Annotated in this window: 32 protein-coding genes and 1 riboswitch; of the genes, 21 read left to right on the top strand and 11 right to left on the bottom strand. The window is 33.9% G+C overall.

What is annotated here, in order from left to right:
- Together ACUN26_RS04700 and ACUN26_RS04705 are read right to left on the bottom strand one after the other, a co-directional pair.
- Entirely contained in the window at positions 1-387 is a 387-nt protein-coding gene (locus ACUN26_RS04700) for a reverse transcriptase-like protein (protein WP_000573867.1), read from the bottom strand.
- A gap of 219 nt (positions 388-606) precedes the next feature.
- Positions 607-1479: an aldose 1-epimerase family protein gene (locus tag ACUN26_RS04705; protein WP_000127409.1), complete on the bottom strand. Its 873-nt coding sequence runs from the start codon at positions 1477-1479 to the stop codon at positions 607-609.
- Between the two features lie 132 nt (positions 1480-1611).
- A riboswitch (PreQ1 riboswitch) is annotated at positions 1612-1656 on the top strand.
- A 6-nt stretch (positions 1657-1662) separates the two neighbouring features.
- Here ACUN26_RS04705 and ACUN26_RS04710 point away from each other — a divergent pair.
- From ACUN26_RS04710 to ACUN26_RS04720, 3 genes are all read left to right on the top strand, one after another.
- Positions 1663-2148: a QueT transporter family protein gene (locus tag ACUN26_RS04710; RefSeq protein ID WP_001026463.1), complete on the top strand. Its 486-nt coding sequence runs from the start codon at positions 1663-1665 to the stop codon at positions 2146-2148.
- A gap of 125 nt (positions 2149-2273) precedes the next feature.
- Complete coding sequence (locus tag ACUN26_RS04715; protein WP_000875536.1) at positions 2274-2933, top strand: ribonuclease H family protein; 660 nt, start codon at positions 2274-2276, stop codon at positions 2931-2933.
- 12 nt (positions 2934-2945) lie between these two features.
- Positions 2946-3122 carry a zinc-finger domain-containing protein gene (locus ACUN26_RS04720; protein WP_000358801.1) on the top strand — a complete coding sequence of 59 codons (177 nt, stop codon included), beginning with the start codon at positions 2946-2948 and terminating at the stop codon, positions 3120-3122.
- Between the two features lie 33 nt (positions 3123-3155).
- Here ACUN26_RS04720 and ACUN26_RS04725 read toward each other — a convergent pair whose 3' ends face one another.
- Complete coding sequence (locus tag ACUN26_RS04725; protein WP_000534393.1) at positions 3156-3404, bottom strand: DUF2564 family protein; 249 nt, start codon at positions 3402-3404, stop codon at positions 3156-3158.
- A 119-nt stretch (positions 3405-3523) separates the two neighbouring features.
- On the bottom strand, positions 3524-3721 hold the full coding sequence (gene cspB / locus ACUN26_RS04730) for a cold shock-like protein CspB (RefSeq protein ID WP_001161728.1): 198 nt from the start codon (positions 3719-3721) through the stop codon (positions 3524-3526).
- A 262-nt stretch (positions 3722-3983) separates the two neighbouring features.
- On the opposite strand from cspB, the gene ACUN26_RS04735 reads away from it, so the two are divergent.
- The 8 genes from ACUN26_RS04735 (at position 3984) to ACUN26_RS04770 (ending at position 10661) form a co-directional block, all read left to right on the top strand.
- The gene (locus ACUN26_RS04735; protein WP_001005935.1) at positions 3984-4712 is read left to right on the top strand and encodes a YqcI/YcgG family protein; all 729 of its coding nucleotides are present in this window, start codon (positions 3984-3986) and stop codon (positions 4710-4712) included.
- 125 nt (positions 4713-4837) lie between these two features.
- Positions 4838-5470 (top strand): LysE family transporter, encoded by a 633-nt coding sequence (locus ACUN26_RS04740; RefSeq protein WP_000466560.1) that lies wholly within the window; start codon positions 4838-4840, stop codon positions 5468-5470.
- 19 nt (positions 5471-5489) lie between these two features.
- The gene (locus tag ACUN26_RS04745; protein ID WP_000286358.1) at positions 5490-5783 is read left to right on the top strand and encodes a hypothetical protein; all 294 of its coding nucleotides are present in this window, start codon (positions 5490-5492) and stop codon (positions 5781-5783) included.
- A 67-nt stretch (positions 5784-5850) separates the two neighbouring features.
- Positions 5851-6525, top strand: a complete 675-nt coding sequence (locus ACUN26_RS04750; protein WP_000832143.1) for a sterol desaturase family protein — start codon at positions 5851-5853, stop codon at positions 6523-6525.
- Between the two features lie 186 nt (positions 6526-6711).
- Positions 6712-7053, top strand: a complete 342-nt coding sequence (locus ACUN26_RS04755) for a DUF485 domain-containing protein (protein WP_000817371.1) — start codon at positions 6712-6714, stop codon at positions 7051-7053.
- A 2-nt stretch (positions 7054-7055) separates the two neighbouring features.
- Positions 7056-8606: a solute symporter family protein gene (locus ACUN26_RS04760; protein ID WP_001098226.1), complete on the top strand. Its 1551-nt coding sequence runs from the start codon at positions 7056-7058 to the stop codon at positions 8604-8606.
- Between the two features lie 335 nt (positions 8607-8941).
- Entirely contained in the window at positions 8942-10291 is a 1350-nt protein-coding gene (locus tag ACUN26_RS04765; RefSeq protein ID WP_000850992.1) for an aspartate aminotransferase family protein, read from the top strand.
- A gap of 91 nt (positions 10292-10382) precedes the next feature.
- On the top strand, positions 10383-10661 hold the full coding sequence (locus tag ACUN26_RS04770) for a DUF3986 family protein (protein ID WP_000417075.1): 279 nt from the start codon (positions 10383-10385) through the stop codon (positions 10659-10661).
- Positions 10662-10724: 63 nt separating this feature from the next.
- Here the strand turns inward: ACUN26_RS04770 and ACUN26_RS04775 are convergent, their stop codons facing one another.
- A complete protein-coding gene (locus ACUN26_RS04775) occupies positions 10725-11888 on the bottom strand; it encodes a cation:proton antiporter (RefSeq protein WP_000393881.1) in 1164 nt (387 codons plus the stop codon).
- Between the two features lie 269 nt (positions 11889-12157).
- Here ACUN26_RS04775 and ACUN26_RS04780 point away from each other — a divergent pair, with 269 nt between their 5' ends.
- Positions 12158-12991, top strand: coding sequence for a MerR family transcriptional regulator (locus tag ACUN26_RS04780; RefSeq protein ID WP_000906738.1), 834 nt, complete (start codon positions 12158-12160; stop codon positions 12989-12991).
- Positions 12992-13133: 142 nt separating this feature from the next.
- Positions 13134-14489 carry an MATE family efflux transporter gene (locus tag ACUN26_RS04785; protein WP_000388386.1) on the top strand — a complete coding sequence of 452 codons (1356 nt, stop codon included), beginning with the start codon at positions 13134-13136 and terminating at the stop codon, positions 14487-14489.
- A gap of 35 nt (positions 14490-14524) precedes the next feature.
- Here the strand turns inward: ACUN26_RS04785 and ACUN26_RS04790 are convergent, their stop codons facing one another.
- Positions 14525-15190, bottom strand: a complete 666-nt coding sequence (locus ACUN26_RS04790) for a DUF421 domain-containing protein (protein WP_000923918.1) — start codon at positions 15188-15190, stop codon at positions 14525-14527.
- Between the two features lie 160 nt (positions 15191-15350).
- Between ACUN26_RS04790 and ACUN26_RS04795 the strand changes: the two genes are divergently transcribed.
- From ACUN26_RS04795 to ACUN26_RS04815, 5 genes are all read left to right on the top strand, one after another.
- A complete protein-coding gene (locus tag ACUN26_RS04795) occupies positions 15351-15929 on the top strand; it encodes a YdcF family protein (protein WP_001227661.1) in 579 nt (192 codons plus the stop codon).
- A gap of 148 nt (positions 15930-16077) precedes the next feature.
- Positions 16078-16395 (top strand): DUF4870 domain-containing protein, encoded by a 318-nt coding sequence (locus tag ACUN26_RS04800; protein WP_000678050.1) that lies wholly within the window; start codon positions 16078-16080, stop codon positions 16393-16395.
- A gap of 273 nt (positions 16396-16668) precedes the next feature.
- Positions 16669-17403: an oxygen-insensitive NADPH nitroreductase gene (nfsA, locus tag ACUN26_RS04805; RefSeq protein WP_001002406.1), complete on the top strand. Its 735-nt coding sequence runs from the start codon at positions 16669-16671 to the stop codon at positions 17401-17403.
- Between the two features lie 217 nt (positions 17404-17620).
- Positions 17621-18163: a sigma-70 family RNA polymerase sigma factor gene (locus ACUN26_RS04810; protein WP_002093801.1), complete on the top strand. Its 543-nt coding sequence runs from the start codon at positions 17621-17623 to the stop codon at positions 18161-18163.
- A gap of 1 nt (position 18164) precedes the next feature.
- Positions 18165-18776, top strand: a complete 612-nt coding sequence (locus ACUN26_RS04815) for a PH domain-containing protein (RefSeq protein ID WP_000361358.1) — start codon at positions 18165-18167, stop codon at positions 18774-18776.
- A gap of 103 nt (positions 18777-18879) precedes the next feature.
- Here the strand turns inward: ACUN26_RS04815 and ACUN26_RS04820 are convergent, their stop codons facing one another.
- The 4 genes from ACUN26_RS04820 to ACUN26_RS04835 all read right to left on the bottom strand — a co-directional run bounded on the left by ACUN26_RS04820 (position 18880) and on the right by ACUN26_RS04835 (position 21831).
- A complete protein-coding gene (locus tag ACUN26_RS04820; RefSeq protein ID WP_000406808.1) occupies positions 18880-19605 on the bottom strand; it encodes a sulfite exporter TauE/SafE family protein in 726 nt (241 codons plus the stop codon).
- A gap of 249 nt (positions 19606-19854) precedes the next feature.
- Positions 19855-21072, bottom strand: a complete 1218-nt coding sequence (locus ACUN26_RS04825; RefSeq protein ID WP_000117072.1) for an MFS transporter — start codon at positions 21070-21072, stop codon at positions 19855-19857.
- Between the two features lie 6 nt (positions 21073-21078).
- Complete coding sequence (locus ACUN26_RS04830) at positions 21079-21546, bottom strand: VOC family protein (RefSeq protein ID WP_000589701.1); 468 nt, start codon at positions 21544-21546, stop codon at positions 21079-21081.
- 165 nt (positions 21547-21711) lie between these two features.
- Positions 21712-21831 carry a YjcZ family sporulation protein gene (locus ACUN26_RS04835; protein WP_000120179.1) on the bottom strand — a complete coding sequence of 40 codons (120 nt, stop codon included), beginning with the start codon at positions 21829-21831 and terminating at the stop codon, positions 21712-21714.
- Positions 21832-22070: 239 nt separating this feature from the next.
- Between ACUN26_RS04835 and ACUN26_RS04840 the strand changes: the two genes are divergently transcribed.
- Positions 22071-22289: an aspartyl-phosphate phosphatase Spo0E family protein gene (locus tag ACUN26_RS04840; protein ID WP_000291696.1), complete on the top strand. Its 219-nt coding sequence runs from the start codon at positions 22071-22073 to the stop codon at positions 22287-22289.
- A gap of 56 nt (positions 22290-22345) precedes the next feature.
- Complete coding sequence (hfq, locus tag ACUN26_RS04845; protein ID WP_000400654.1) at positions 22346-22534, top strand: RNA chaperone Hfq; 189 nt, start codon at positions 22346-22348, stop codon at positions 22532-22534.
- A gap of 27 nt (positions 22535-22561) precedes the next feature.
- Here hfq and ACUN26_RS04850 read toward each other — a convergent pair whose 3' ends face one another.
- A complete protein-coding gene (locus ACUN26_RS04850) occupies positions 22562-23164 on the bottom strand; it encodes an HD domain-containing protein (protein WP_000400764.1) in 603 nt (200 codons plus the stop codon).
- A gap of 172 nt (positions 23165-23336) precedes the next feature.
- On the opposite strand from ACUN26_RS04850, the gene ACUN26_RS04855 reads away from it, so the two are divergent.
- Positions 23337-24170 (top strand): flagellar motor protein MotP, encoded by an 834-nt coding sequence (locus ACUN26_RS04855; protein ID WP_000502108.1) that lies wholly within the window; start codon positions 23337-23339, stop codon positions 24168-24170.
- Positions 24171-24174: the final 4 nt, after the last annotated feature.

Raw genomic sequence — 24174 nt, forward strand, 5'->3', positions numbered from 1 at the left:
TTAATTTTGTAAGATAGCTTTTCTAGCTAATTCATCAGCGACTTTATTTTGACTACTTGGAATCCACTTAATAAAAAAGAGATCGAAACTTTTTATGTACTGTAGTGCTTCCTCTAATAGTGGTGCAAACATTTTATTTTTTGCGTATTCTTTTTCAACAGCTCGCTCGACAAGTTGCGAATCTGTACGAAAAGAGACAATGTTATAATTATGCTCCGTGCAATACTTTAATGCTGCAAGTAAAGCATGATATTCCGCTTCATGATTGGACATTGTTCCAAGTGGTAATGATAATTGTACAGGTGGCTGTATGCCTTTAATAAATACTCCCGCACCAGAAGGACCAGGATTTCCTTTTGATGCACCATCAATATACACTTCAATCAAAATGAGAAACCTCCAAATTATAAGATTATCCCCTAAAAAAATGTTTCTTTGAAGTAGGGGATAGAGTACTTATCCCGCGTTAACGGGCAGTAAGACACCCACCTCAAAACTCGGCTGAAACAATGAAGTTAGGTGGGTGATCAACTGCCCGTAAATGCCCAATTGGTGAAGGCTAATAATCAGTGGGGATGAATATCCCCCACTGATTAAAGTTTCACTTTATCCGATTGTGATGCTGTAACGGCATGTAAATGTTTCATTCGCTTGTAAAGATTGAATTCCTTTTTTTTCCTTGAAATCTTTTGCTGGATTTATTTCATCAGCGATTCCATACCAAGGTTCAATACATAAGAAAGGTGCGTTATCCCCTGATGTCCATACGCCGACAAATGGAAATCCTGCAAATTCTACTTTTACAAATTTATTATGTTTATGAGAACGAATAGAAATTTCATTCGTATTCATATTTTCAAAAATAAGTGCATCATTTTTGAATAAATCGTATGTAAGTGGCAATTCATTCGTATTTTCAGCGATTAATTGTTTTTTACTTGAAAGATAAGGTCCTTCTAATACACTTGTTTCTAAGCGTTCAGAACCGTTAAATGATAGATGATAATCTGTAAATGATTCGCCGTCTAATAGAGGGAAGTTGAATCCAGGGTGCGCTCCGATTGAGAAGAACATCTCTTTTGAAGCAGGATTGTTTACTTCATATGTAACATGTATATTTTGTTCTTCTACCTCATAAGAAATGAGTAGTTCAAATTCGTAAGGATATTTTTTTAATGTTTCTTCATTACTAGTAACGATATAAGTGATTTTTGTTTCACTTTGTTCTTTTACAGAGAACGTAAGATCACGAGCGAAACCGTGCTGAGTTAAAGAATATGGTTTACCATCTACGTAGTATGTATTATCTACTAATCGGCCGACAATTGGGAATAAAATTGGTGCGCGACGTCCCCAATAAGTAGAATCACCTTGCCATAAATATTCTGTGTTATCTTCTTTTAAGCGAACGCTTTGCAATTCTGCACCTTTGTCAGAAATGGAAACGATTACTTTTTCATTTTGTATTGTTGCTGTCATGAAGTGAAACCTCCTAAATCTTTCATATGTTTCATTATACGTTGTCTAAAAGAAAAAAGGTAGTTGATGATAGGAATCTATTGACGAAAGCGTGTCTAATGCGTAAAATATAATCTTGTTGCTTAAAAAACGAATAACGTGGTTCGAAACCATCCCACGTAAAAAAACTAAGGAGATTTTGTCATGAATATAAGAACAATAGTCGGTAATGGTATTATAGCGGCATTATATATTGCTGTTTCTATGCTTATTCAGCCATTTGGCTTTACAGGTGTACAGTTTCGTATTTCAGAGATGTTTAATCATCTCGTTGTATTTAATAAGAAAGCAAGTTACGGAATTGTATTAGGTGTATTTTTAACGAATCTCTTTTTCTCACCTATGGTCGCTTATGATTTAGTATTTGGAGTAGGGCAATCTATTCTTGCATTAGTTGCAACGATTATTTCTATGCGATTCATTAAAGGTGTTTGGGCTCGTATGATTTTTAATACAGTTATCTTTACGATTACAATGTTTATGATTGCAATTGAACTTCATCTTGCATTTGATTTACCATTTATGTGGACTTGGTTAACATGTGCAGCAGGTGAATTCGTAGTAATGGCGATTGGTATGCCTGTAATGTACTGGATTAATAAGCGAGTACAATTTGAAAGATTTATGTAATAGATGAAAGAGCTATTCCAATGGGATAGCTCTTTTTGTATGTGATTATATTGAATATAATACTGTGACTCTTGATAAAATATAATAAAATATAAATAAGAATTCTTATATAAGGGGAATTTAGCATGAAATATAAAATTCATTGGTTATATAAAACAAAACGCGGATTGCAGACGGAATTAACGACAGATTATATGAACATAGAAGAAGTACTTCAATTTGCGGAGGATTTTGAGAAAACAGGAAGAGCGAAAGAACTTTTATTTTACGATGAAATGGATGCAGAATGGTCATTAAAAGAAATGAAGAAGCTGAGTAAACAAGTGGAGGAAGAGATTCAAGAAATACATGTTTATTTTGATGGTGGGTATGATCTTCAGACGAAAGAAGCTGGAGTAGGTATATGTGTGTATTATAAAAAAGGAAATATAAACTACCGAATTCGCCGCAACGCATATATAGAAGGTATATATGATAATAATGAAGCCGAATATGCATCATTATTATACGGTATAAATATACTCGAAGAATTAGGGATTAAGTATGAAGCAGTTACGCTTCGTGGAGACTCTCAAGTTGTACTGCAGCAATTGGCTGGAGAATGGCCTTGCTATGATGAGCATTTAAATCATTACTTAGATCAAATTGAACGAAAGGCGAAGCAAATGAAATTAAAGCTTGTATGTGAGCCAATATCTAGAAAACAAAATAAAGAAGCACATCAATTAGCAACGCAAGCATTAGAAGGGACAGTCATTGATAGTCATAAAGAAATAACCGAATAGAGAGGTGCAAAGGTGGATAAAAAGCAACTCATTACAGAGGTAAATGACTTATTAGAAACGTATTGTGAAGGATGTTTTTTACGAGAACATAATCGGAAAACGAATAGTAAATATTATGCCCATTCATTTTGTATTAGGCAATGTACAGTTGGAGAAACGTTGAAAAAATATGGAGAACAGTTGTCATAAAAAACATCCAGAGAAAACTCTCTGGATGTTTTTTTAGTGCTTCGCTTCATGTAATTGATGCTCGCACTTACTTAATTTCTTTTCCTCATTCATTAAAAATGGCTCATCTAAATCTGTTGCAACAGATTTCATAATCTCAAGTTGAGAGCGAGCTGCTTCTACTGCAGTAGTGGCATGCTCCAGTGTGTCTGGATCCATTGAAATTGTTGCAGAACCTACCATTTTTTGTGCTGTTTCTACACGGAATTTCACTTCTTCAAAATCATTTACTTCTGAACCCATTGTAATTGCCTCCTTTGTGAATTGCGCATTTCACATAGTTTTCGCTCTGTAAAACGGAAATATACAAAGGAATAACAAAGGAGGTTACCAAGTAAGGTAACCTCCTGTCATATGTTGGATTAAAGTTTTACTACGTTAGCAGCTTGAGGTCCACGGTTTCCTTCAGTGATATCGAAAGATACTTCTTGACCTTCTTCTAAAGCTTTGTAGCCGTCACCTTGAATAGCCGAGAAATGTACGAATACATCGTCAGCGCCGTCCATTTCGATAAATCCAAAACCTTTTTCGTTGTTAAACCATTTTACTTTTCCTTGCATGTTACAATTCCTCCTAAAAACATTTGCTTTTTTCATTTAGTGAAATTCATTTGAAAAGATAATATAAACTAAAAATGCTATAATCTTGAATATTCTGCTAAATGATTAATTTAAATATACACGAATTGGTAGAAATTAGTCAAGTAAGCGATTTTATTTTTTGTATTTTTAAATAATTTTCTGGTCAAATGTTCAAAAAGGTATAGGACAGGCTGGTTATGTAATATTCTTTATTGAATGCTATACATAATGAGGTGAAAGAATGAACGAGTCGTACTTATTAGATAATGAAGGAATGAGAATGAGAACGGATATACCGAATTGGGTTGCAAAAGAATTTCAAAATTTTTCAAGCGTCGTGTTAGATGCAACTTTCCCATGTTATTTCGGTTTAACAGCGTTGAAAAAGAATGAACTTCGTTATTCATTTCTTTCTCATAATGATTGGAGTCATTTGCCACATACAATGTTATCTTTTTTAGAGTTAATGAAAGAGCGACCGATTGTAAGAAGAGGCTTTTTTCTTTTTGTGGAACCGGAATGTGAAGAACAATCACTTGAATATTATCGTGATTACTTTTGGAAAGTACTACAGTATTTACATGAACACGATAATCAAACATGGCCGCAGCAAGTTCCTGAAGATCCAAATCATTATTTATGGGAATTTTCATTCGGTGGTGAACCGATATTTGCATTTGGGAATGCACCGGCTTATAAACAGAGAAAGACTAGGCATTTAGGAAATTCACTCGTTATTGGATTTCAGCCACGTACCATTTTCGATGGATTAGAAGGTGATCGTCCCAAAGGGGCGTATTCAAGACAAATGGTTCGTGAACGAGTTGAAAAGTGGGATCAGCTGCCGAAACATCCTAACATTAGTCATTACGGTGATCCTGACCATCGAGAATGGAAACAATATTTTATTGGAGACGATATTGAGCCAATAAAAGAGAAATGTCCTTTTCATCATAAGGTAGAGAAATAAGAGCCATCATCTAGATGGCTCTTTTGTATATTTTGGATAAAAAAGGGTATTTTATTATGAAAGCTAGTCTATTTTTAAAGGTTACATCATTACTTAATAGTAAAGGAAGTAGAAAGGATAGAGCGATGTTTGGAGCAATTATACAGCAAATTGTATTAGGTATTTCATTAGCGGCACCAGTAGGTCCAATTAATATTGAAATGTTAAAACGAGGAATTGAACGCGGGTTTTGGCATGCGTGGGTTGTTGGAATTGGTGGAATGACTGCAGATATTTTGTTTATGCTTCTCATTTATTTCGGTTTATCTTCTGTGTTTATGTATACATACGTACAAGCTTTTATGTACTGCACGGGGTTTTTCTTATTATTTTATTTAGGATTTCAAAGTGTAAAACAAGGAATTTCCCACTCGAATATGGAATATAAAAAAGAAGAGGTAGGTGGCCTTAAACAATCGTTTATGGCAGGATTTTTAATTGCTATATCCAATCCATTAAATCTTGTTTTTTGGTTTGGTATATATGGAAGCACACTTAGCTCATTGCTTACGAAGGTAACGAAACAAGAAGCTTTCTTGTACAGTCTATGCATTATTGTTGGTATTATTTTATGGAATTTAAATATTGCTTTTTCTGTACATTTTGGAAGGACTTTATTAAAACAGAAAGCACTTGGCTACATAACAGCCGGAGCAGGTATTATTTTAGTAGGATATTCTATCCATTTTGCATACAAAGCTTTACAGTTGTTCACATAAGATTGAAGGGGAGATTTTTATGTATCGAACCACTATTGACGGAAAAGAAATTATTATTACGTTAGCACCAAAAATCCGAAAAGAAATTACTGATAGGGATCCATTATATGAAGCGGTATTTAATACTGCAGCCAGATTGCTACAAACGAAACAACCAACGTTTGCAGTAAATCATGAAGTATTTGGACTCATTATTGGAGAGGTACAAAGGGGAGAAGTAACAGTGTTTGCAGTAGAACACATTATTCCGAAGCAAAATATATTTGGAACAAACAATTTTTTCTCGACAATAGAACAGCGGGCAAATTTGTAAAGTGAATAGAAAAGAAATAGTCGTAACGATACGTTGCGGCTGTTTTTTTTGAAAAAGGGGAAGTAAGATGAAGAGAGTAGGGAAAGAGTTCTTTTTACAGCATGATATTGTTATTATGTATAGTATTTTATTTATTTTCATCATTATTTTAAAAATGCAATTTTTCACATGGATCGGTATGTTAGCGTGTCTGTTTGGTATTGTTTTTTATACGCTTAACGAATATATGACCCATCGTTTTTTATTCCATTTAAAGCCGCCTAAAAACGTATTTTTATTAAAAATGTTAAGAAGATTACATTATGATCATCACGTATACCCAGATGATTTGAAACTTTTATTTTTGCCTGTATGGTTTAGTGTACCTAGCTTTACTATATATTTACTTATATCATATGGTATTACAAAAAGTGTTACCGTTACACTTTCATTTGGAATCGGAATGATTATCATGCTCCTTGTTTATGAATGGAAACGTTATATTGCACATAAGCCGATTCGTCCCGTCACTAAGTTTGGAAGGTGGCTAAAAAAACAGCATATATTACACCATTATAAAAACGAAAAGTTTTGGTTTGGTGTTTCAAATCCAGTATTCGATTTTATATTTGGAACGCTTAAAGATGGAAAAGACGTTGAATTAAGCACCACTTCTTTCTTAACGAGGAAAAAATGTGTACGGGTATTTGTTAGAATCGGGCTAATAATCGGTGTGGGGTGTACGAAACCCATACGGATTTAAGTTGCACTTTATTGTGAAAAAGTATATTAAAAATTTAGAGAAAATTGACGAAAAATGTCTACCGAAAAATCTTTGCAGGAATGTATGGATTGTCTAAAATGAAATTAAGTTTCTGAATATTTATAAAATTTAGTCTTTGTGTATGCGAAGGGGAAGTGTATTTCGAGTTGGAGAGGGGAGTAGGGGATGAAACGAGATGATACGTCAGCACGTAAGTTGCAAAATGAAGTGAATTATACAGAGGTTGTTCAGTCAGAAGAATTTCAATTGTTATTAAATACGAAGAAGAAGTTTATCGTTCCAATGAGTATTTTCTTTTTCAGTTTTTTTATTGCGCTACCTATTTTAACATCGTATTCGAAAGTGCTTAATACACCAGCATTCGGTGATGTGACATGGGCATGGGTATTTGCTTTTGCGCAATTTATTATGACATGGTCATTATGTATGATTTATAGTAAGAAAGCTCAATCCTTTGATGAAATTTCGCGGAAAATTCTACAAGATATGCAAAAAGGGAGGAGTTGAATTTGAATACTACTGCGTTTGCACTATTTTTAATTATTGTTCTTGGTACGCTCGTCATAACCTATTTTGCATCGAAAAAAACGAAAAATGCGAGTGAGTTTTATACGGCTGGAGGGGGATTAACGGGTTGGCAAAATGGTCTGGCCATTGCTGGGGATTATATGTCTGCTGCGTCATTCCTCGGTATTGCTGGAGCGATAGCGTTAACTGGATTTGATGGATTTTTTTATAGTATTGGATTTTTAGTTGCGTATTTAGTTGTATTATACCTAGTTGCAGAACCGCTTAGAAATTTAGGGAAGTACACATTGGCAGATATGATTGCAGCGCGTTTTGATGCGAAAAAAGTTCGCGGTATTGCTGCCCTGAATACGATGACAATTTCAATTTTTTATATGATTGCCCAATTAGTCGGTGCGGGTGCACTTATTAAATTATTATTAGGAATAGAATATACGACAGCAGTTTTAATCGTTGGCACATTAATGACAGTGTACGTTATTTTTGGTGGTATGACTGCTACGAGTTGGGTACAAATTGTTAAGGCTGTATTACTAATGGCTGGTACATTTATTATTTCTGTTATCGTTTTTGCAAAATTTAATTTTAGTGTGACTGAAATGTTTGCTCAAATGAAAACAGCTACACCATTAAAAGATTCGTTTTTAAATCCAGGAGTAAAGTATAAAGATGGTCTTGATACACTGTCTTTAAATTTAGGACTAGTCCTTGGTACAGCTGGATTACCACATATTCTTGTGCGCTTTTTTACAGTGCGAGATGCAAAAACGGCACGTCAATCTGTTGTGTATGCGACATGGTTAATTGGCGCATTTTATATTATGACAATTTTCTTAGGGTTTGGAGCAGCAGCGTTTGTAGGAAATGAGGCAATTATTAAAGCAAATCCAGCTGGTAATATGGCAGCACCTTTATTAGCTAAAGCATTAGGTGGGGACTTCTTATTTGCATTCGTATCAGCCATTGCCTTTGCAACCATTTTAGCTGTAGTAGCAGGACTTGTATTAACAGCAGCATCAGCATTTGCGCATGATTTTTATAACGAGATTATCCGTAAAGGAAAGTCTACGGAAAAAGAGCAAGTGTCAATGGCTCGTTATGCTTCGATTGGAGTAGCTGTAGTATCTATTATACTTGCGTTATTTGCGCAAACCTTAAACGTAGCATTTTTAGTTTCATTAGCATTTGCAGTCGCGGCTAGTGCAAACTTACCAGTTATATTATTTACAATCTATTGGAAGCGTTTTAATACAACGGGTGCCATTTCTGGTATGGTCGTTGGACTCGTATCAGCAATTGTTCTTGTAGCGTTAAGTCCAAACGTCTGGAACCCTGTAGCTGGAAAAGCTATTTTTGTTGGAGAAGCCTTATTCCCATATACGACACCTGGCATTATTTCGATTCCGCTTGGTTTCCTAGCAGCATATTTAGGAACTATTTTCTCTAGTAAGAAAGAAGATGTAGCGAAGTTTGATGAAATTCTTGTGAAATCGAATACTGGTCATGGTATTAGCGACGCATCTTCACATTAAAAAAGAGGAGCTTTTCGTATTAAAAGAAAAGCTCTTTTTCTTTTGTCATTTTCTTATAAAGTGAAACTTTAATCAGTGGGGGGCATGCTCACTGATTATTAGCCCGCACCAATCGGGCTTTTACGGGCAGTTAATCTCCCACCTAACTTCTTTGCTCCAGCTGAATTTTGGGGTGGGTGTGTTACTGCCCGTTAATGCGGGATAAATATTACTGTGTTGTAAGTAGGATTTGTCATAATTTTGTGGAATGAAAATAAGCAGGGAGAAATTTAAATCATCATGGCACCAGCGCAGCTTTTGTGAAAAATAAGTTGTTATGGAAGGTGGAAGAAATGATGAAAACGAAACAAACTGACGAATTATTAGCAAAAGATGAGCAATATGTTTGGCACGGCATGCGTCCCTTTAGTCCAAGTAGTACAATGGTAGGGGCAAAAGCAGAAGGGTGCTGGGTTGAAGATATACATGGAAAAAGATATTTAGATGGTATGAGTGGTCTTTGGTGTGTGAATAGTGGGTACGGAAGAAAAGAACTCGCAGAAGCGGCTTATGAACAATTACAAACATTATCGTACTTTCCGATGTCGCAATCACATGAGCCAGCAATAAAGCTTGCTGAAAAGTTAAATGAGTGGCTTGGAGGAGAATATGTTATTTTCTTCTCAAATAGTGGGTCAGAAGCGAATGAAACAGCTTTTAAAATAGCAAGGCAATACTATGCACATAAAGGTGAACCACATCGTTATAAATTTATGTCACGTTACCGAGGATATCATGGAAATACAATGGCGACAATGGCAGCGACGGGACAAGCGCAGCGTAGATATCAATATGAGCCTTTTGCCTCAGGATTTTTACACGTAACACCGCCAGATTGTTATCGTATGCCAGAAATGGAATCACAAAATATTTATGATGTAGAGTGTGTGAAAGAAGTAGATCGTGTTATGACATGGGAATTAAGTGAAACGATAGCCGCATTTATTATGGAGCCGATCATTACAGGCGGAGGTATTTTAATGCCACCACAAGACTATATGAAAGCTGTTCATGAAACATGTCAAAAACACGGTGCGCTACTCATTAGTGATGAAGTGATTTGTGGTTTCGGGCGTACAGGAAAAGCATTTGGATTTATGAACTATGATGTTAAGCCTGATATCGTTACGATGGCGAAAGGTATTACGAGTGCATACTTACCATTATCAGCAACAGCTGTGAAAAAAGAAATTTATGAAGCATTTAAAGGAACTGGGGAATATGAATTTTTCCGCCATATTAATACATTTGGTGGAAACCCGGCGGCTTGTGCATTAGCACTTAAAAACTTAGAGATTATGGAAAATGAAGATTTAATTGGACGCTCTGCACAAATGGGCTCACTTTTATTAGAGCAATTAAAAGAAGAAATCGGGGAACATCCGCTAGTTGGAAATATTAGAGGGAAAGGTCTATTAGTAGGAATTGAACTAGTAAATGATAAAGAGACGAAAGAACCAATTGATAACGACAAAATCGCGACTGTTGTAAATGCTTGTAAAGAAAAAGGTTTAATTATAGGACGAAACGGTATGACAACAGCAGGGTATAATAATGTTTTAACATTAGCGCCGCCTCTTGTTATTTCAAGTGAAGAAATTGCTTTCGTTGTTGGTACGTTGAAGACAGCGATGGAGCGTATTTAATCAAATAAAAGAACAAAAGTGAGCTGTAATATAAGGCTCGCTTTTGTTTATTACGTGAAATATGGTAGTTTTTTAAAGGGAGGGGATATGAATGGAGAAATATGATCCTAGTCAACATTATCACATCGGATATTATGAAGATGGATATGATTTAGAAGTGACAGCGTACAAAAGAATAAAGGAACCAGTTTGGGATGCTTATATTCCGCACTATGAGGTAGACGATTTTTATAAGAAAGTGGAGGAAATGAAGCTAGGTGAATATATCGATGACTATGGCATTAAAGTATATTCATTTCGTGATAATATTGATGATGAAGAAGCAAGGACTATTTTTGAAAAATGGTTAAAGACGAATGAGATTGTTTAAAGAGAAAATGAAAAAGGAGATTACTATTTTATAAAATAGTAATCTCCTTTTATTATAGTAAACTTATTTACTTGCTTTCATTGCTTTATCTTTGGCACCAAAAGTGTATTTTAACATTGGTGGTGTAATCATTGTAGTTAAAATAACGACAATAACGATAGCTGTAAAGTAATCTTGTGCTAATAGTCCAGAAGAAAGACCTGTTCCTGCGATGATAAGTGCAACTTCACCACGTGAAACCATTCCAGCACCGATAATTGCAGAAGACTTTGCATCAAATCCAGTCATGCGTGCACCAAATCCACAACCGATTAGTTTTGTGAAGACAGCGATAACTGTTAATGCTAAGATGAACCAAATTTGATTACCAATACCATCAAATGTAATATTCATACCGATACTAACAAAGAATACTGGAACGAACATTGCGTAAGCAATCGGTTCTACTTTCTTTTCTACTTCATGTTTGTAGTTCGTTTGAGAAATTGCGATACCAGCTGCGAAAGCACCGATAATACCAGCAATTCCTAATAATTCGCCGAAATATGCGAATGAGAAACAGATAATAAGAGCCGCGCTCACGATAGACTCAGATACGCGTAGTGGTGATAACCAACGCATAATCGCTGGAACACCTTTCCATCCGATTAAAATAATAGAAGCGAAGAATACGACCTTCTTCAAGATAACCATTGTTAAGTTAACATCGTCTGTACCTAAGAAGCTCATTGCGAATGCTAATAAAATAACAACAAGAATGTCATCAAATACAGCTGCTCCAAGCATCGTTGTACTTTCACGTGTTTTCATCTTACCTAAATCGCGAAGTGTTTGAACGGAAATACTAACACTTGTCGCACATAGAAGTAATCCTAAAAATACAGCGTTCCCTTGTTCCATTCCCATAACAAGACCGGAAATATAACCACCTACGAATGGAAGAATGATACCTCCGAGTGCAACTGCTAAAGAAGAGTTACGATTTGCATTTAATTCTTCTAAGTCTGTTTCAAGTCCAGCCATAAACATTAAAAGAATAACACCAACATTACTTAATTGTGTTAGAAGTTCTGAGTTTTCAATCCAACCAAATACGGCTGGACCGATAACGATACCGACAATTAATTTACCGAGTACAGAAGGTTGACCTAATCTAACACTAAGGTCACCAGCAAGCTTTGTACTTAATAAAATAAGTGCAATTTGAAAGAAAAATTCGAATTCCATTTGATCCTCTCCTTATCACTTTGTATTTTTATTAAACGATTTCTCGGAATTTGCCTAATGAAAATATGTAAAAACCATTAAACAAAGGGTCTAATTACAAGTTCTTTTGAACTTGTAATTTGAACCTGTAATCAATATATAATAAAATTTATAAAAAATCAATGAAAAAATAGCAGATTTTCATGATGAGATTCGATTTAGGTATAGAGGGAATCAATATATAATAAGAAGAAATAAGGAAACATTTTTAATGAATTGGAGAATGGAATATGTTAATAAACAAACGCTTTACAATTGGAGAAATGGCAAAAATGCATAATATCGCAGAATCTACATTAAGGTATTATGATGAAAAAGGAATTTTTCACCCGTCTATTGTCGATCCGCAAACGAATTATCGTTATTACACAATTGATCAGTTTTCACTGTTAGATACGATTAAATTTTTACGACAGTTAAATATTCCGTTAAAGGAAATTAAGAAATATATTGATGAGCGGAACCCATCTTATGCGCTTAATTTACTTGAAAAGCAACAAGAAATGATGTTAAAGAAGCAAAGAGAAATTGAGTATGCTTTAGCAAAAATGGAACATAGAATTTATGTAATTAAGGAAGCGACGAAAGTAAAAGCTGAAAAAATCATAGTTAAAGAAATCCCGCAGCGAAAGATTACAGCGATTGCGGTTGCACCAAATACAACAGATGATATGTTTGAGTATTATATCCATTCGTTGCAGAAGAATATGAAACAAATAGATAATAGCTTATTCTCTGGAGATATCGGTGTAACGGTTGCCAAAAAAGCATTAATTCAAAATGAATTTCAATCATACAATAGTGTTTTTATTCTTTTGGATTATATGCCTTTTCAAGTACATAGTTCAGATGAAATTAAAGCAGGTATATTTGCGTGTGCTTATCATCATGGACCATATGAAGAAACAGATGAAACATACAAGGAGTTAATGAAATACATCTCTCAAGAGGGATATGAAGTGAGCGGAGATTCGATTGAGATTGCATTAATTGATTGGTCTGTAACAGAAAATCCAGAGGAGCAAGTAACGGAAATTCAAATCCCTATAATGAAAAAACAATGAAATAAGGTGTAAGACTCGTACTAATTACAAATCGGCATCAATGACGATAATTAAGTTACCTATTTTTAAATTCTCTCTTGACATTCAAGTTACTTGAAGGTTTAAACTGTGAACAGAGCGTTGAAAAAAGGAGCATATTAGTATGGAAGCAACAGAAAAATTAAGAGAAAAACCGATAAAAAGTTTATTTATTTCATATTTAATACCAGCAGTTCTCGGAATGGTATTAATGTCAGTTAATATTGTGATTGACGCGGTCATGATTAGTAGGGGAGTTGGAGCGAACGGTTTAGCGGGAGTAAACGTCGCTATTCCAGCATTTTCGATTTTCTTCTCCATTTCACTATGGATTGGAATGGGCGGAGCAACATTATATTCGATTGCACTAGGCGAAAATAAACTTGAAAGAGCAAGGTCTATTTTTACGCAATCTATGACTGTAGCAGTTATTATCGTAGGCGTTTTAGCGGCTATTTGCGTATGGAGAATAGAAGATTTAGCATACTTATTCGGTGCAAATGAAGTGATTTTACCGTATGCGTTAGACTATTTACACGTGTTATTAACATTTGGAATGATATACGTGTTAGAAAATATTTTAAGTACATTTATACGAAATGATGGAAATCCTAATTTAGCAATGGCAGGTCTTGTTGTAACGGCTGTATTAAACATAGTGTTTGACTATATCTTTATTTTCATCTTTGGATGGGGTGTAACAGGTGCTGCTTCAGCGACTATTCTTTCGGCAGCAATTGGTTTCCTTGTATTATTAACTCACTTCTTTAGAAAGAGTAGTATTTTAAAGTGGACGAAATTCCATTTTGAATGGGATACAGTTAAACAAATAATGGTGATTGGTTTCCCAAGTTTTACAGCAGAAAGTACAGTAGCAATCGTAACGATTGGTTTTAACATCGCATTCGTTCAATATGCAGGAGAAGTAGGAGTCGCTTCCTATGCAATGGTGAATAGTATTCATGCGATGGCATTACTATTATTCTTTGGTGTTGGAGCAGCATTACAACCAATCGCAAGTTTTCATTACGGTGCAAATTTATCAGAAAGATTGCGTGAAGGATTACAGTTTGCTGTGAAGATTGCGGTTGTACTCGGAGGCATTGCGATAATTGTCGGATTATTCTTCGGGAAATATATCATTGGTCTATTTGATGTCCAATCGCCAGAACTATTGAAGTTAACGTTAACAGGTATTAGCTTGTTCTTTATCCAATACGTATTTTTAGGCTACAACATTGTGTATGGAGAGTACTTCCAATCAGTGCGACAAACGAAGAAATCAGTACTTATTATAATGAGCCGAGGGTTACTATTTATTATTCCGTTGTTATGGATTATGCCAAAGTTATTTGGAATAAACGGAATTTGGCTCGTTATGCCGGTTGCGGAAGTATTGACAGCAATTATCGTATTTACGATGAATCGTATGAAACATCCTGTTCCGTTACATATGGCAGGAAAGAAAGAAGCAATATAATGAAGAAAATCCCCTTGAGCAAGTAAGGGGATTTTTCATTCTTTTAAACTAATCGCAAAAGACCCATCCGTTTCTTGAACAGACGCAAAAGCCACATTTTTAATATTTGTGATGCCTTTTTCTTTTAACTCTTTATATAACCACTTTTCGTCTTTATGGATCAACTTTAAGTTATCGTATTGAATTTGAGAATCGACAATAAGGGCGATTGGTAATCCAGCATACTTAACATGTATATTCATATCCTTTGGAGTCAATGGTACAAGTTCTCGCTTTGGTAAAATGCTAATGGCTCCATTCGCTTCTAAAATAGCGTATTCAATTTCATGAACACTTGGATATCCGGCGACGCGAAGGTTAGAAAGCAATTCGGGTATGGGATATCTACTTTTTTGTAAGTTCTCAAAAATAATATCACCATGTTTAATTAAAATAATGGGGTGTCCGAGAATGAAACGATTTAGTTTGTTGAGTAAGCTTAATTTTGTAAGAAGTAAGTGCAAACATGTAATAACGACCATACCGAGAAATGCTTGTAAAGCACCAGCGACTGGTATGGCTTGAAAAGCTAAATAAGATAAAAAAATAATAGCCCCAAAATCATGAGGAGTTAGTTGTGCTAATGCAGATTTACCGAGTAACTTAAGCGATAGTAAAAATAAAATAAAAAAGAATGATACGTTACATAAAAAGAGAAGCAATAGGGACACTCCTTCGTGCGAAGTTGTACTTACTATTCCCAAAAATAATAGAAATATTACCTTTTAGAGGATAAATAAGGGTTATTTGGAATTTGTCTGTATACAAACGAATAAATGGATATTATGATGAAAGAAGCAAAGAACATAGGAGTATATGGATATGAGAAAGAAGAAAATAATTAAGTATATTATAGCAATTATAACGGTTTGCGCCGTGTACGCGGTTTTTTTACAATATAACATTTATAAGCATGGGCATATGAAAGCTACCGACGATGCTGATTATATCATTGTATTAGGCTCGAAAGTAAATGGTACGAAACCATCGTACTCATTACAATATCGTATTGATAAAGCAGCTGAATATTTAAAATCACATGAGAAAACAATCGCTATCGTATCTGGCGGACAAGGAAAAGGTGAAGATATTTCAGAAGCATTAGCGATGAAACAAGGATTAATGAAACAAAATATTGCAGAAGACCGTATTATAATGGAGGATAAATCAACGAGTACAGATGAGAATATTACATTCTCAAAACCGTTAATTCCAGCCAATATGAAAAAAGGTATGATCGTAACAAACGATTTCCATATGTTTAGAGCGAAAAAAATAGCAGCAAAACAAGGTTTGCAATTAGAAGGGCTTCCTGCCAAAACACCGAAGCCAATTATCATCCCATCGAATGTCCGAGAATATTTAGCCATTACGCAATATTGGTTTATGAATCGAATATAGTGAAAGTAATCCCGCCCGAGATTCGAGGCGGGATTTATTTTGAGGAAAATCTTACAAAACTGTCATCTTAATGAAAGGTAAAGCGATAGTTTCTAGAATGGATTCCTGACATAATAAAGATAACAAAAACTATTTAGAGGTGAATCGGATGAAAGGAAATAATATTCTATCTTCACTATGTTACTTTAGTATCTTTTTTGCACCATTTTTACTGCCAATTATCGTGTACTTCGTTGCGGAAGATGAAGTGAAATATCACGCGAAAAAAGCATTTTGGTCACATGTTTTTCCGTACGCAATCTTATTTGCTGGATTAGCAGTATCAGGCGTATACGGTTTAGGCTTCGATCAATCTGATGGCGCGGGAATTGGGATGGCTATCACATATGCAGTATTCATTCTTGTAGGAATTTACTACTTCATTTGGAATATCGTAAAAGGTATTAAAGTTTTGAAAGCAGCGTAATAAGACAAGAAATAAATTGGTGTAATCCTGTCGTTATTTGTCGGTAAATCAATATTTCTTGTCGAATCGTCGATATATTCGAAAAATCGTTGATATAGTGCAAGGAATCGTTGATATATTTAAATTATCGTTGATATAATTTCATTTACCGTATTGATAGACATTTTAAAAAGAGCAATTCAAAAAGAATTGCTCTTTTTGTGCTTATAAGTTGTGAATATTGAAAAAGATATGTTAATTTTTCATTATGAAGAGAAAAAAGGAGTGTTTTTCATGAATGAGATCATACATAAAATGGAGCAACACGTTTCAGTTCGTAAATATAAAGAAGAATCCATTCCGAAAGATGTAGTAGAAAGAATGGTTCAAGCTGCGCAGCATGCCGCTTCCTCGCATTTTGTACAGGCCTATTCTGTTGTATATGTAACCGATCAAGACCTAAAGGCTAAACTAGCAGAACTATCCGGAAATCGTCACGTGAAAGAGTGTGCAGCATTCTTTGTTTGTTGTGCAGACTTAAAGCGACTTGAAATGGCGTGTGAAAAGCATGGTACAGAGATAAAGCATGAAGGGGTGGAAGATTTTATCGTTGCGACGGTAGATGCTTCACTTTTTGCGCAAAACTTAGCACTAGCAGCGGAATCATTAGGATACGGTATTTGTTATATTGGTGGTATTCGTAATAACCCGAAAGAAGTGAGTGAATTGCTTCATTTACCGGATAAAGTATATCCTGTGTTTGGAATGACAGTCGGTGTGCCAGATGAAGAACATGGAGTTAAACCACGTTTACCGGTAGCAGCAATTCTTCATGAAAATGGATATGATGAAAAGAAATATGATGAATTATTAAACGAATATGATGAAACGATGAGCGCATATTACAAAGAAAGATCATCAAATCAAAAAAACATAACATGGACGGAATCAATGAGCTCATTTATGTCCAAAGAGAAAAGAATGCATATGAAAGAGTTTTTAAGTGAGAAAGGGTTAAATAAAAAATGAGTAAAAAGACAAACCTGAGACGTTAGTTTAAGTTATAACATTACTTGTAAAACCGAAGCTGAGAAAGTGGGATTCACTTTTTTAACTTCGGTTTTTTATTTGTTATTATATAAAGTGAAAATAAAAATTAATAAATTTTTACAAAAGTGATAGAAAATGAGAATGAAATGCCAATAGTAAGTAAAAGCAGCTGCTAAAGGGGAACTGAGGAAGGATGATGTTTATGATTTTCGATTCTGAAGAGGATTTAATTATAGCAATGAAAAAACGTGATCAAGATGCTTTGAAAGAAGTGATTGATCAATATGGAAAATTAATTTTGTACATTATTCATAAATCATTAAGTACCCCTATTGAAAAACAATATGTGGATGATTGTTATAATGATGTATTTACTATCATTTGGTTTCAAATCGAACAATTTGATATAGAAAAGGGCAACTTAAAATCTTGGATGATTGGTATTACTAAATTAAAGGCATTGGAATATAAAAAGAAAGTATATAAAGAGAATAAAATTGATAAAGACGTAGAAATAGATGCAGGTATCCATGATAAGTATGAAATAGAACAAGAAGAGATTATGGAAATCGTACAAGATTTAAATACAAAGGATCGATATATCTTTTTAAAGAGGTATATTGATGGATATTCCATTGACGATATTGCAAAAGAATTAAAAGTAACGGCTGACTATATATACAATCGAATCTCTCGTGGAAAGAAAAAACTTCAAAAACTGTGGAAAGGGAGTGTGTAATATGGATAAAAGATTATTATCGATGTTAAATGAGCTCCAATATTCAGAAGAAGAAATTACACGTTTAGAGAAAGAAGCGAATGAGTCTATAAATATAGATAAGTATTATGTGAGAAATGGAGAGTTATTAAAAAAATTAACTTTACAAATGTTAGAAGAATCAATTCGCAACGAATTACAAGCTGGTGAAGAAATTCAGAAGGAACTATTAGTAGATGAAGGATATATGGCAAATAACAAAGTTATACCGAATATATATTACGTAGGAGCTACTTTTTATTATTATATCGTTTTAACGAATAAAAGAATGATAATGAAAGGGTTAGATTGTTATTTCAAAAAAACAAATGAACATAGCATGCCAATAGGAGATATACAATCTATTTCGCAACATAAAAAAATGAAAAACGTTTTTGAGATTAAATATAATAACAATTATATACAGTTTGGAAGTATTGCGTATGCACATGAAGTTGCGATGATTATTATGGAGTTGAAAAAACGCGGAGTAAAAGTAGAAAAGTATACAGATTTCGAAAAAGGTTTTTTCTTATTCTTTAATATACTCGTGATAGTAAGTTCAGGTCTTTGCTTTATAAAATATTTAATGTAAAAGGCGGCATAATAGCCGCTTTTTATCGGATGATTTTGTAGCTTAAAAATACAACAATAATTTCATTTAAACCAAGCTGTTATTGCGCAATCTAAAGCATTTTCTATAACAAATGCAAACTATCAATAAGAAGATAAATACCTGTACAGCTCAAAAGGATATATGTAAATATTTTAAAAACTTGTTGATTAAGCCATTTGAAAATAATTTGACCTATAAACAAACCTAAAAATACAATTGGAATTGCATAAAAACTTGATTTCCAAATTGTTATGTTCGTTCCAGTAAAGAGTATTTGAGTTAGTAGACTAATGAAATATATAAACAGATAAAAAGCCAAAGTAGTTGCTCTCAACTTCTCTTTTTCAGTATCAGTTCCTGTAAAGTAAAGTAACAAAGGAGGTCCGGGCATACCGATACTCGTCGTTAAAAGTCCTGATAATCCACCAACTACGAAATCTCTAAACGGTGTTGATCTAACTTTAACATTGCATATTAGCAACAATGTTAATAGTAAGAGTAGGATGCTAATTGTTAATTTAAAAGTGTTTATGTTAACGGAAATGAAGATTAAAATTCCAAAAGGTACACCGGCTATACTTCCAAAAATAAACCGTTTCAGTAAAATAAAATCAACGTCCATTCTTATTTTCCAAATGAGTGATATGGAAATAATTAATGATAAAATAATGTTTATTTGTATAGCTTCTTGTGGCAAGAATAACATGAGTAAGAAAGGTGTTGCCATTATAGAAAAGCCAAAACCTGTACTGGCTTGCAAAACAGAAGCCACCAATATTATACATATGAAAATTAATGTAATCTCCAAAACAGCCCTCCTATTTAATCAAATTCAATACATATTTTATTACTACGAAAATCGAATGTAGCTGTTTTGAGCCTATAGAATAAGTGCAATCTTTCACAATATTACTTTTATTTTAACATAAATATTTGATTTCCTCTCAAATGGTGTTCAAGTAAAGGGCCTTTTAATGAAATGAAATGACTTGTATTTTATTTAATTTGATTGTTATATAACGATAACAAATGAGAGTAAATAAAAATTAGCAGTGAGCTATATAGTATCGGTAGGAGCTTCACTAAGCTTCCCGCGATAAAATAAGAAAAGCCATATAAAACTAACAAAAATACAACATATAGCTAACAGGCAACCAATTACTTGCGGAGAAAGGGTTTCTAAAAGCCAGCCTGTAATAAACATAGATAGCTGAATGAGAGAACCATATATGGAATAATGAAATGAAAAAACTTTACCAATCATGTTTTCTTCGGTATACATTTGTAATAAGGTTGTGTCTAAAGGGACGATAATGCCCCCTGCGATACGCATGCAGAGTAAAGTAATAATACCGATAATAAGCTGATTGGATAGAACGAATCCGAGAAAGAAAAATCCTTGTAGTAAGTACGCCAAGCCAAATGCTTTTTTCATTGTCTCCTTATTTTTACATACATATAGATTAACGAATAGACTACCAATAATAAGACCTAATCCTTGAGCACTATATAAAATTCCAATATTAGCATGGAAGATCCTTTCGGCATAAATTGTTAAAAGAAGTTGATAAGCACCACCAATAATCCCCCATGAAATTCCGACAAGAATTAATGCTAATATAATTTTTTTCTGTAATATGTACGTGTATCCATCTTTTATATCCACAAAAAATGACTTTTTTATGTTAAATTTTTTGTGAGAAGGGATATTCAACTTATAAATGATTAAAGCGGAAACAAAGTATGATAGGCTATTAATGATAAAAGCAATTTCTATACTTAAAGCCTGGGCGATAATCCCACCTAATGAGGCGCCCATAATTGACATAAAGCCATTAACTGTACTAGAAAGTGTATTTGCAGTTACTAAATGTTTTTGCCTAATAATCATTTTTAAAGTTGATTGTTTAGCAGGCTCAAATAAGCAAGAGAGGACCGACAAACATATATTAGCTACGAAAATAATTTCAATCTTATAGGTTGCTAATAAGTAAGTGAGTACAATAACTCCTCTTAAAACATCGGTGGAAATCATAATCTTCTTTGTTGGAAATCGATCCACAAACCCTCCAATAAAAGGACTAAGAAGAAGTTGAGGTAACCCTTTACTCATAAAAGTTAGTGCGATCATAAACGGAGATTCTGTTACGCTATAAACGAATGTGAATAAAGCTACCGTATGAAACCAATCTCCCAGTACACTTAATGTTTGACCATAAAACAGCTTTCTAAAGTTTGTATTTGTTTTAAGCAGTGTGGAATAAGAAACTGACATAAAAGATTAATCCTCATGTATTAATGATGCTTGAACTTGTCTTTTCCATTCACTTAAATACATGTTCTCTGCTGCAGAAAGTTCAACAGGTAATTGTGCAATCAATTCTAAACTATTTCCATCAGGATCGTTAAAGTATACGGAGGCGTGTGCCAATTCTGGAAAAACGATCGGTTCAATTGGCTCCATTCCAAAGTCTTTTCTTGCTGAAATTCCTTTTTGACTTAGCCAATGTATTGCATTTTCTAAATCAAGCAAGCTTACTTGGAAGGCAATATGTCGCAAAGATGGGTGATAAGTAACTTTGTATTCTGTTCCTTCCCAAAGTCCGAGCCAACTCTCATTTTCTTTAATCCAAAAGAAAGCAATATCGTCACCTCTTTTATATAATTTTAGCCCTAGTGATTCATAAAAAGGTATTGATACTTCTAAGTTACGGACGGGTAAATGTGCCTCATAAAGACCTTTAATCATTGTAATCCCCCTTAGTAAAAATGTTTCTTATTTCATAGTAAACGATATTTTGTTAGATCAAATCAGAAATAAGAGGGATATAAATTCATACGAAAGTATGAAAAAACAGCTCAAATATGAGCTGTTTTCGTATAGTTTTTAATTCATTTGGTAAGGATAGGATGATTAATATCCGTATCCGCCGCCACCCCAGCAGCTACATCCGATAATGATTAGAAGGATGAATAGTACGATAAGCAAAGCAAATCCACCGCCGAAACCAGCACAACTACCACCATAGCTCATGTGTTTTCCTCCTTTTTGTAAATTAATCTATATAATTCATGGACTACTATATACAATATGTTTTTCATGTGGAAAAGGAGCCAGTCTGTATTTGAATTAGACAAATGTCTGTGTGATTCAGGTTTTTCTATATTACATGTGCGGGAAATCTTACTAAATAAAGCATTTACGGATTAAGAGTATGTTAAAAACGTAAAAATTGTAAAAAAAACCATTTTTATATTTTTTTATGAGGGAATATGTACTATAATTTTACAAGTAATATTATGGGAAAAGGGAGTTTTAGTTTAGAGATGGAGATGGGACGATTACAAAATAAAATAGAAAACAAAAAGAAAGAGTTAATTCAACTTGTTGCGAGACACGGATTGGATCATGATAAAGTTTTGTTATTTAGCCGAGATTTAGATATACTAATTAATAAGTTTATGAATGTAAAAGATAAGGTCCATAAATGAATAATTTATAGTTTTTTATATTAAGATATTCAACGGAAGAAAGGGGAGAAACGTTATTGGAACATTTACAAGATGAGCTTTATAAGCAAATAAAAGAAGAAAAAGGTACTGTTACAGTTTTCTTAAAGAGTGGTGTGAGAATAGTCGGAGAAGTTGCTGGCGTAGACAAATTTACAGTTTTAATGTTAGTAGATGGAAAGCAACAGCTGATTTACAAGCAGGCAGTATCAACAATAATGAAATAAGACACTCTAGTAGAGTGTCTTATTTCATTATTTCTTACAAGCTTCAACGTCAATGCCAGCAGCTAATAATTTCTTTTCTCCATCTTGTTCAATAATTTTTTGTAATTTAGATAGGAAAGAGTCAAAGTTTGTATGTTTTGCGACTTGGAATGTCATTTTATGTTCAATTGGTAGCCACGTATTAATGTCAGCCTCGTTATGCTGAATTTTTACTTCCAATTTATCAAGCGCATTAGCAACTTTTGCTTCGTACGTTTCTTTCGCTTCAAACTCCATCCATAAATTATATAATTCCTCACCGAGAGAACCTTTTAATGTTTGTTTAATATTTAAAATTGCTTCAAGTTCATTTTTTTGTTTTTGTAATTGTAATTCGTGACTATTCATTGTATCAAAAGCAGGGATATCGCCAGCTTCAGCTTCGACTAGGTCGTGAATAATAACCATTTTAAGTAACTTTTCAATATTTACTTTTTGATCTAAATAAGGCTCAACTAAAATGGCCATTAGAGACATGCGCCATGTATGTTCGGCAACACTTTCTTGGCGTCCGTTAGAAAGCCAGCTATGTCGCATTTCGTATTTTAGTTTTTCTGCTAATGCAATGACTTGTAAAATGTTATGTTCCATCGTGATCCTCCTCTTATTTCCATACCATAATTCTAATATGGAAATGAAATGTGTCAATTTTATGAGTATATTGCGATAAATAGATGATGAGCGTATAATGAACGTTATATGTGAAAACGCATTATTAAAATAAAAAAATGTTTTATAAAAATGAAAAGGAAAGGGCAGGAATATGGGAGACGAAAAACAAGTATTTGCTAGACCAGAAAGAAAAAAAAGGAAGTTTGATATTTCTAGTCCAATGGGCATTATAGTAGGCTTCGCTATTGTAATAGCGGCGATCGTACTTAGTGGCGGTGGAATAAAAGCTTTTAAAAACTTCTTAGATATTCCATCTATTTTAATTGTCATAGGGGGAACGGCAGCGACAATTGTTGTGGCGTATCGATTTGGAGAAATAAAAAAATATACGAAAAGTATTTTTACTGTTTTACATAGAAGAGAAGAAGATTTAGAACAGTTAACGGATTTGTTCGTTAATTTTTCGAAAAAGTCTAAAAAGAACGGTTTACTTTCTTTAGAAGTTGATGGAGAACAAGTAGACAACCCTTTTATTCAAAAGGGGATTCGTTTAATGTTAAGTGGCTACGATGAAGATGAATTAAAAGAAGTGTTAATGAAAGATATAGAAACAGAAGTGTATGAGCTAAGAAAAGGGGCAACATTATTAGATAAAATTGGTGATTTCGCTCCAGCTTGGGGTATGATAGGGACTTTAATTGGTCTTATCATTATGCTTCAAAATTTGCAAGATACATCACAAATTGGTACAGGAATGGCAGTGGCGATGCTAACGACATTATATGGATCAGTACTTGCGAATATGATTGCAATACCTCTTGCGGAAAAGGTGTATCGTGGTATTGAGGATTTATATACAGAGAAGAAGTTTGTAATTGAAGCAATTTCAGAATTGTATCGTGGGCAAATTCCTTCTAAATTAAAGTTGAAACTTGATACGTATGTGTACGAAACGAAGATAAAAAAAGAAAAACGAGCAGCCTAATATT

The organism is Bacillus sp. WC2503 (assembly GCF_052682895.1).

Coding starts and splice junctions, on each gene's coding strand:
- ACUN26_RS04705 (WP_000127409.1), bottom strand. CDS start 1,479: ATGACAGCAACAATACAAAATGAAAAAGTAATCGTTTCCATTTCTGAC.
- ACUN26_RS04710 (WP_001026463.1), top strand. CDS start 1,663: ATGAATATAAGAACAATAGTCGGTAATGGTATTATAGCGGCATTATAT.
- ACUN26_RS04715 (WP_000875536.1), top strand. CDS start 2,274: ATGAAATATAAAATTCATTGGTTATATAAAACAAAACGCGGATTGCAG.
- ACUN26_RS04725 (WP_000534393.1), bottom strand. CDS start 3,404: ATGGGTTCAGAAGTAAATGATTTTGAAGAAGTGAAATTCCGTGTAGAA.
- cspB (WP_001161728.1), bottom strand. CDS start 3,721: ATGCAAGGAAAAGTAAAATGGTTTAACAACGAAAAAGGTTTTGGATTT.
- ACUN26_RS04735 (WP_001005935.1), top strand. CDS start 3,984: ATGAACGAGTCGTACTTATTAGATAATGAAGGAATGAGAATGAGAACG.
- ACUN26_RS04740 (WP_000466560.1), top strand. CDS start 4,838: ATGTTTGGAGCAATTATACAGCAAATTGTATTAGGTATTTCATTAGCG.
- ACUN26_RS04745 (WP_000286358.1), top strand. CDS start 5,490: ATGTATCGAACCACTATTGACGGAAAAGAAATTATTATTACGTTAGCA.
- ACUN26_RS04750 (WP_000832143.1), top strand. CDS start 5,851: ATGAAGAGAGTAGGGAAAGAGTTCTTTTTACAGCATGATATTGTTATT.
- ACUN26_RS04755 (WP_000817371.1), top strand. CDS start 6,712: ATGAAACGAGATGATACGTCAGCACGTAAGTTGCAAAATGAAGTGAAT.
- ACUN26_RS04765 (WP_000850992.1), top strand. CDS start 8,942: ATGAAAACGAAACAAACTGACGAATTATTAGCAAAAGATGAGCAATAT.
- ACUN26_RS04770 (WP_000417075.1), top strand. CDS start 10,383: ATGGAGAAATATGATCCTAGTCAACATTATCACATCGGATATTATGAA.
- ACUN26_RS04775 (WP_000393881.1), bottom strand. CDS start 11,888: ATGGAATTCGAATTTTTCTTTCAAATTGCACTTATTTTATTAAGTACA.
- ACUN26_RS04780 (WP_000906738.1), top strand. CDS start 12,158: ATGTTAATAAACAAACGCTTTACAATTGGAGAAATGGCAAAAATGCAT.
- ACUN26_RS04785 (WP_000388386.1), top strand. CDS start 13,134: ATGGAAGCAACAGAAAAATTAAGAGAAAAACCGATAAAAAGTTTATTT.
- ACUN26_RS04795 (WP_001227661.1), top strand. CDS start 15,351: ATGAGAAAGAAGAAAATAATTAAGTATATTATAGCAATTATAACGGTT.
- ACUN26_RS04800 (WP_000678050.1), top strand. CDS start 16,078: ATGAAAGGAAATAATATTCTATCTTCACTATGTTACTTTAGTATCTTT.
- nfsA (WP_001002406.1), top strand. CDS start 16,669: ATGAATGAGATCATACATAAAATGGAGCAACACGTTTCAGTTCGTAAA.
- ACUN26_RS04810 (WP_002093801.1), top strand. CDS start 17,621: ATGTTTATGATTTTCGATTCTGAAGAGGATTTAATTATAGCAATGAAA.
- ACUN26_RS04815 (WP_000361358.1), top strand. CDS start 18,165: ATGGATAAAAGATTATTATCGATGTTAAATGAGCTCCAATATTCAGAA.
- ACUN26_RS04825 (WP_000117072.1), bottom strand. CDS start 21,072: ATGTCAGTTTCTTATTCCACACTGCTTAAAACAAATACAAACTTTAGA.
- ACUN26_RS04830 (WP_000589701.1), bottom strand. CDS start 21,546: ATGATTAAAGGTCTTTATGAGGCACATTTACCCGTCCGTAACTTAGAA.
- ACUN26_RS04835 (WP_000120179.1), bottom strand. CDS start 21,831: ATGAGCTATGGTGGTAGTTGTGCTGGTTTCGGCGGTGGATTTGCTTTG.
- ACUN26_RS04840 (WP_000291696.1), top strand. CDS start 22,071: ATGTACTATAATTTTACAAGTAATATTATGGGAAAAGGGAGTTTTAGT.
- ACUN26_RS04850 (WP_000400764.1), bottom strand. CDS start 23,164: ATGGAACATAACATTTTACAAGTCATTGCATTAGCAGAAAAACTAAAA.
- ACUN26_RS04855 (WP_000502108.1), top strand. CDS start 23,337: ATGGGAGACGAAAAACAAGTATTTGCTAGACCAGAAAGAAAAAAAAGG.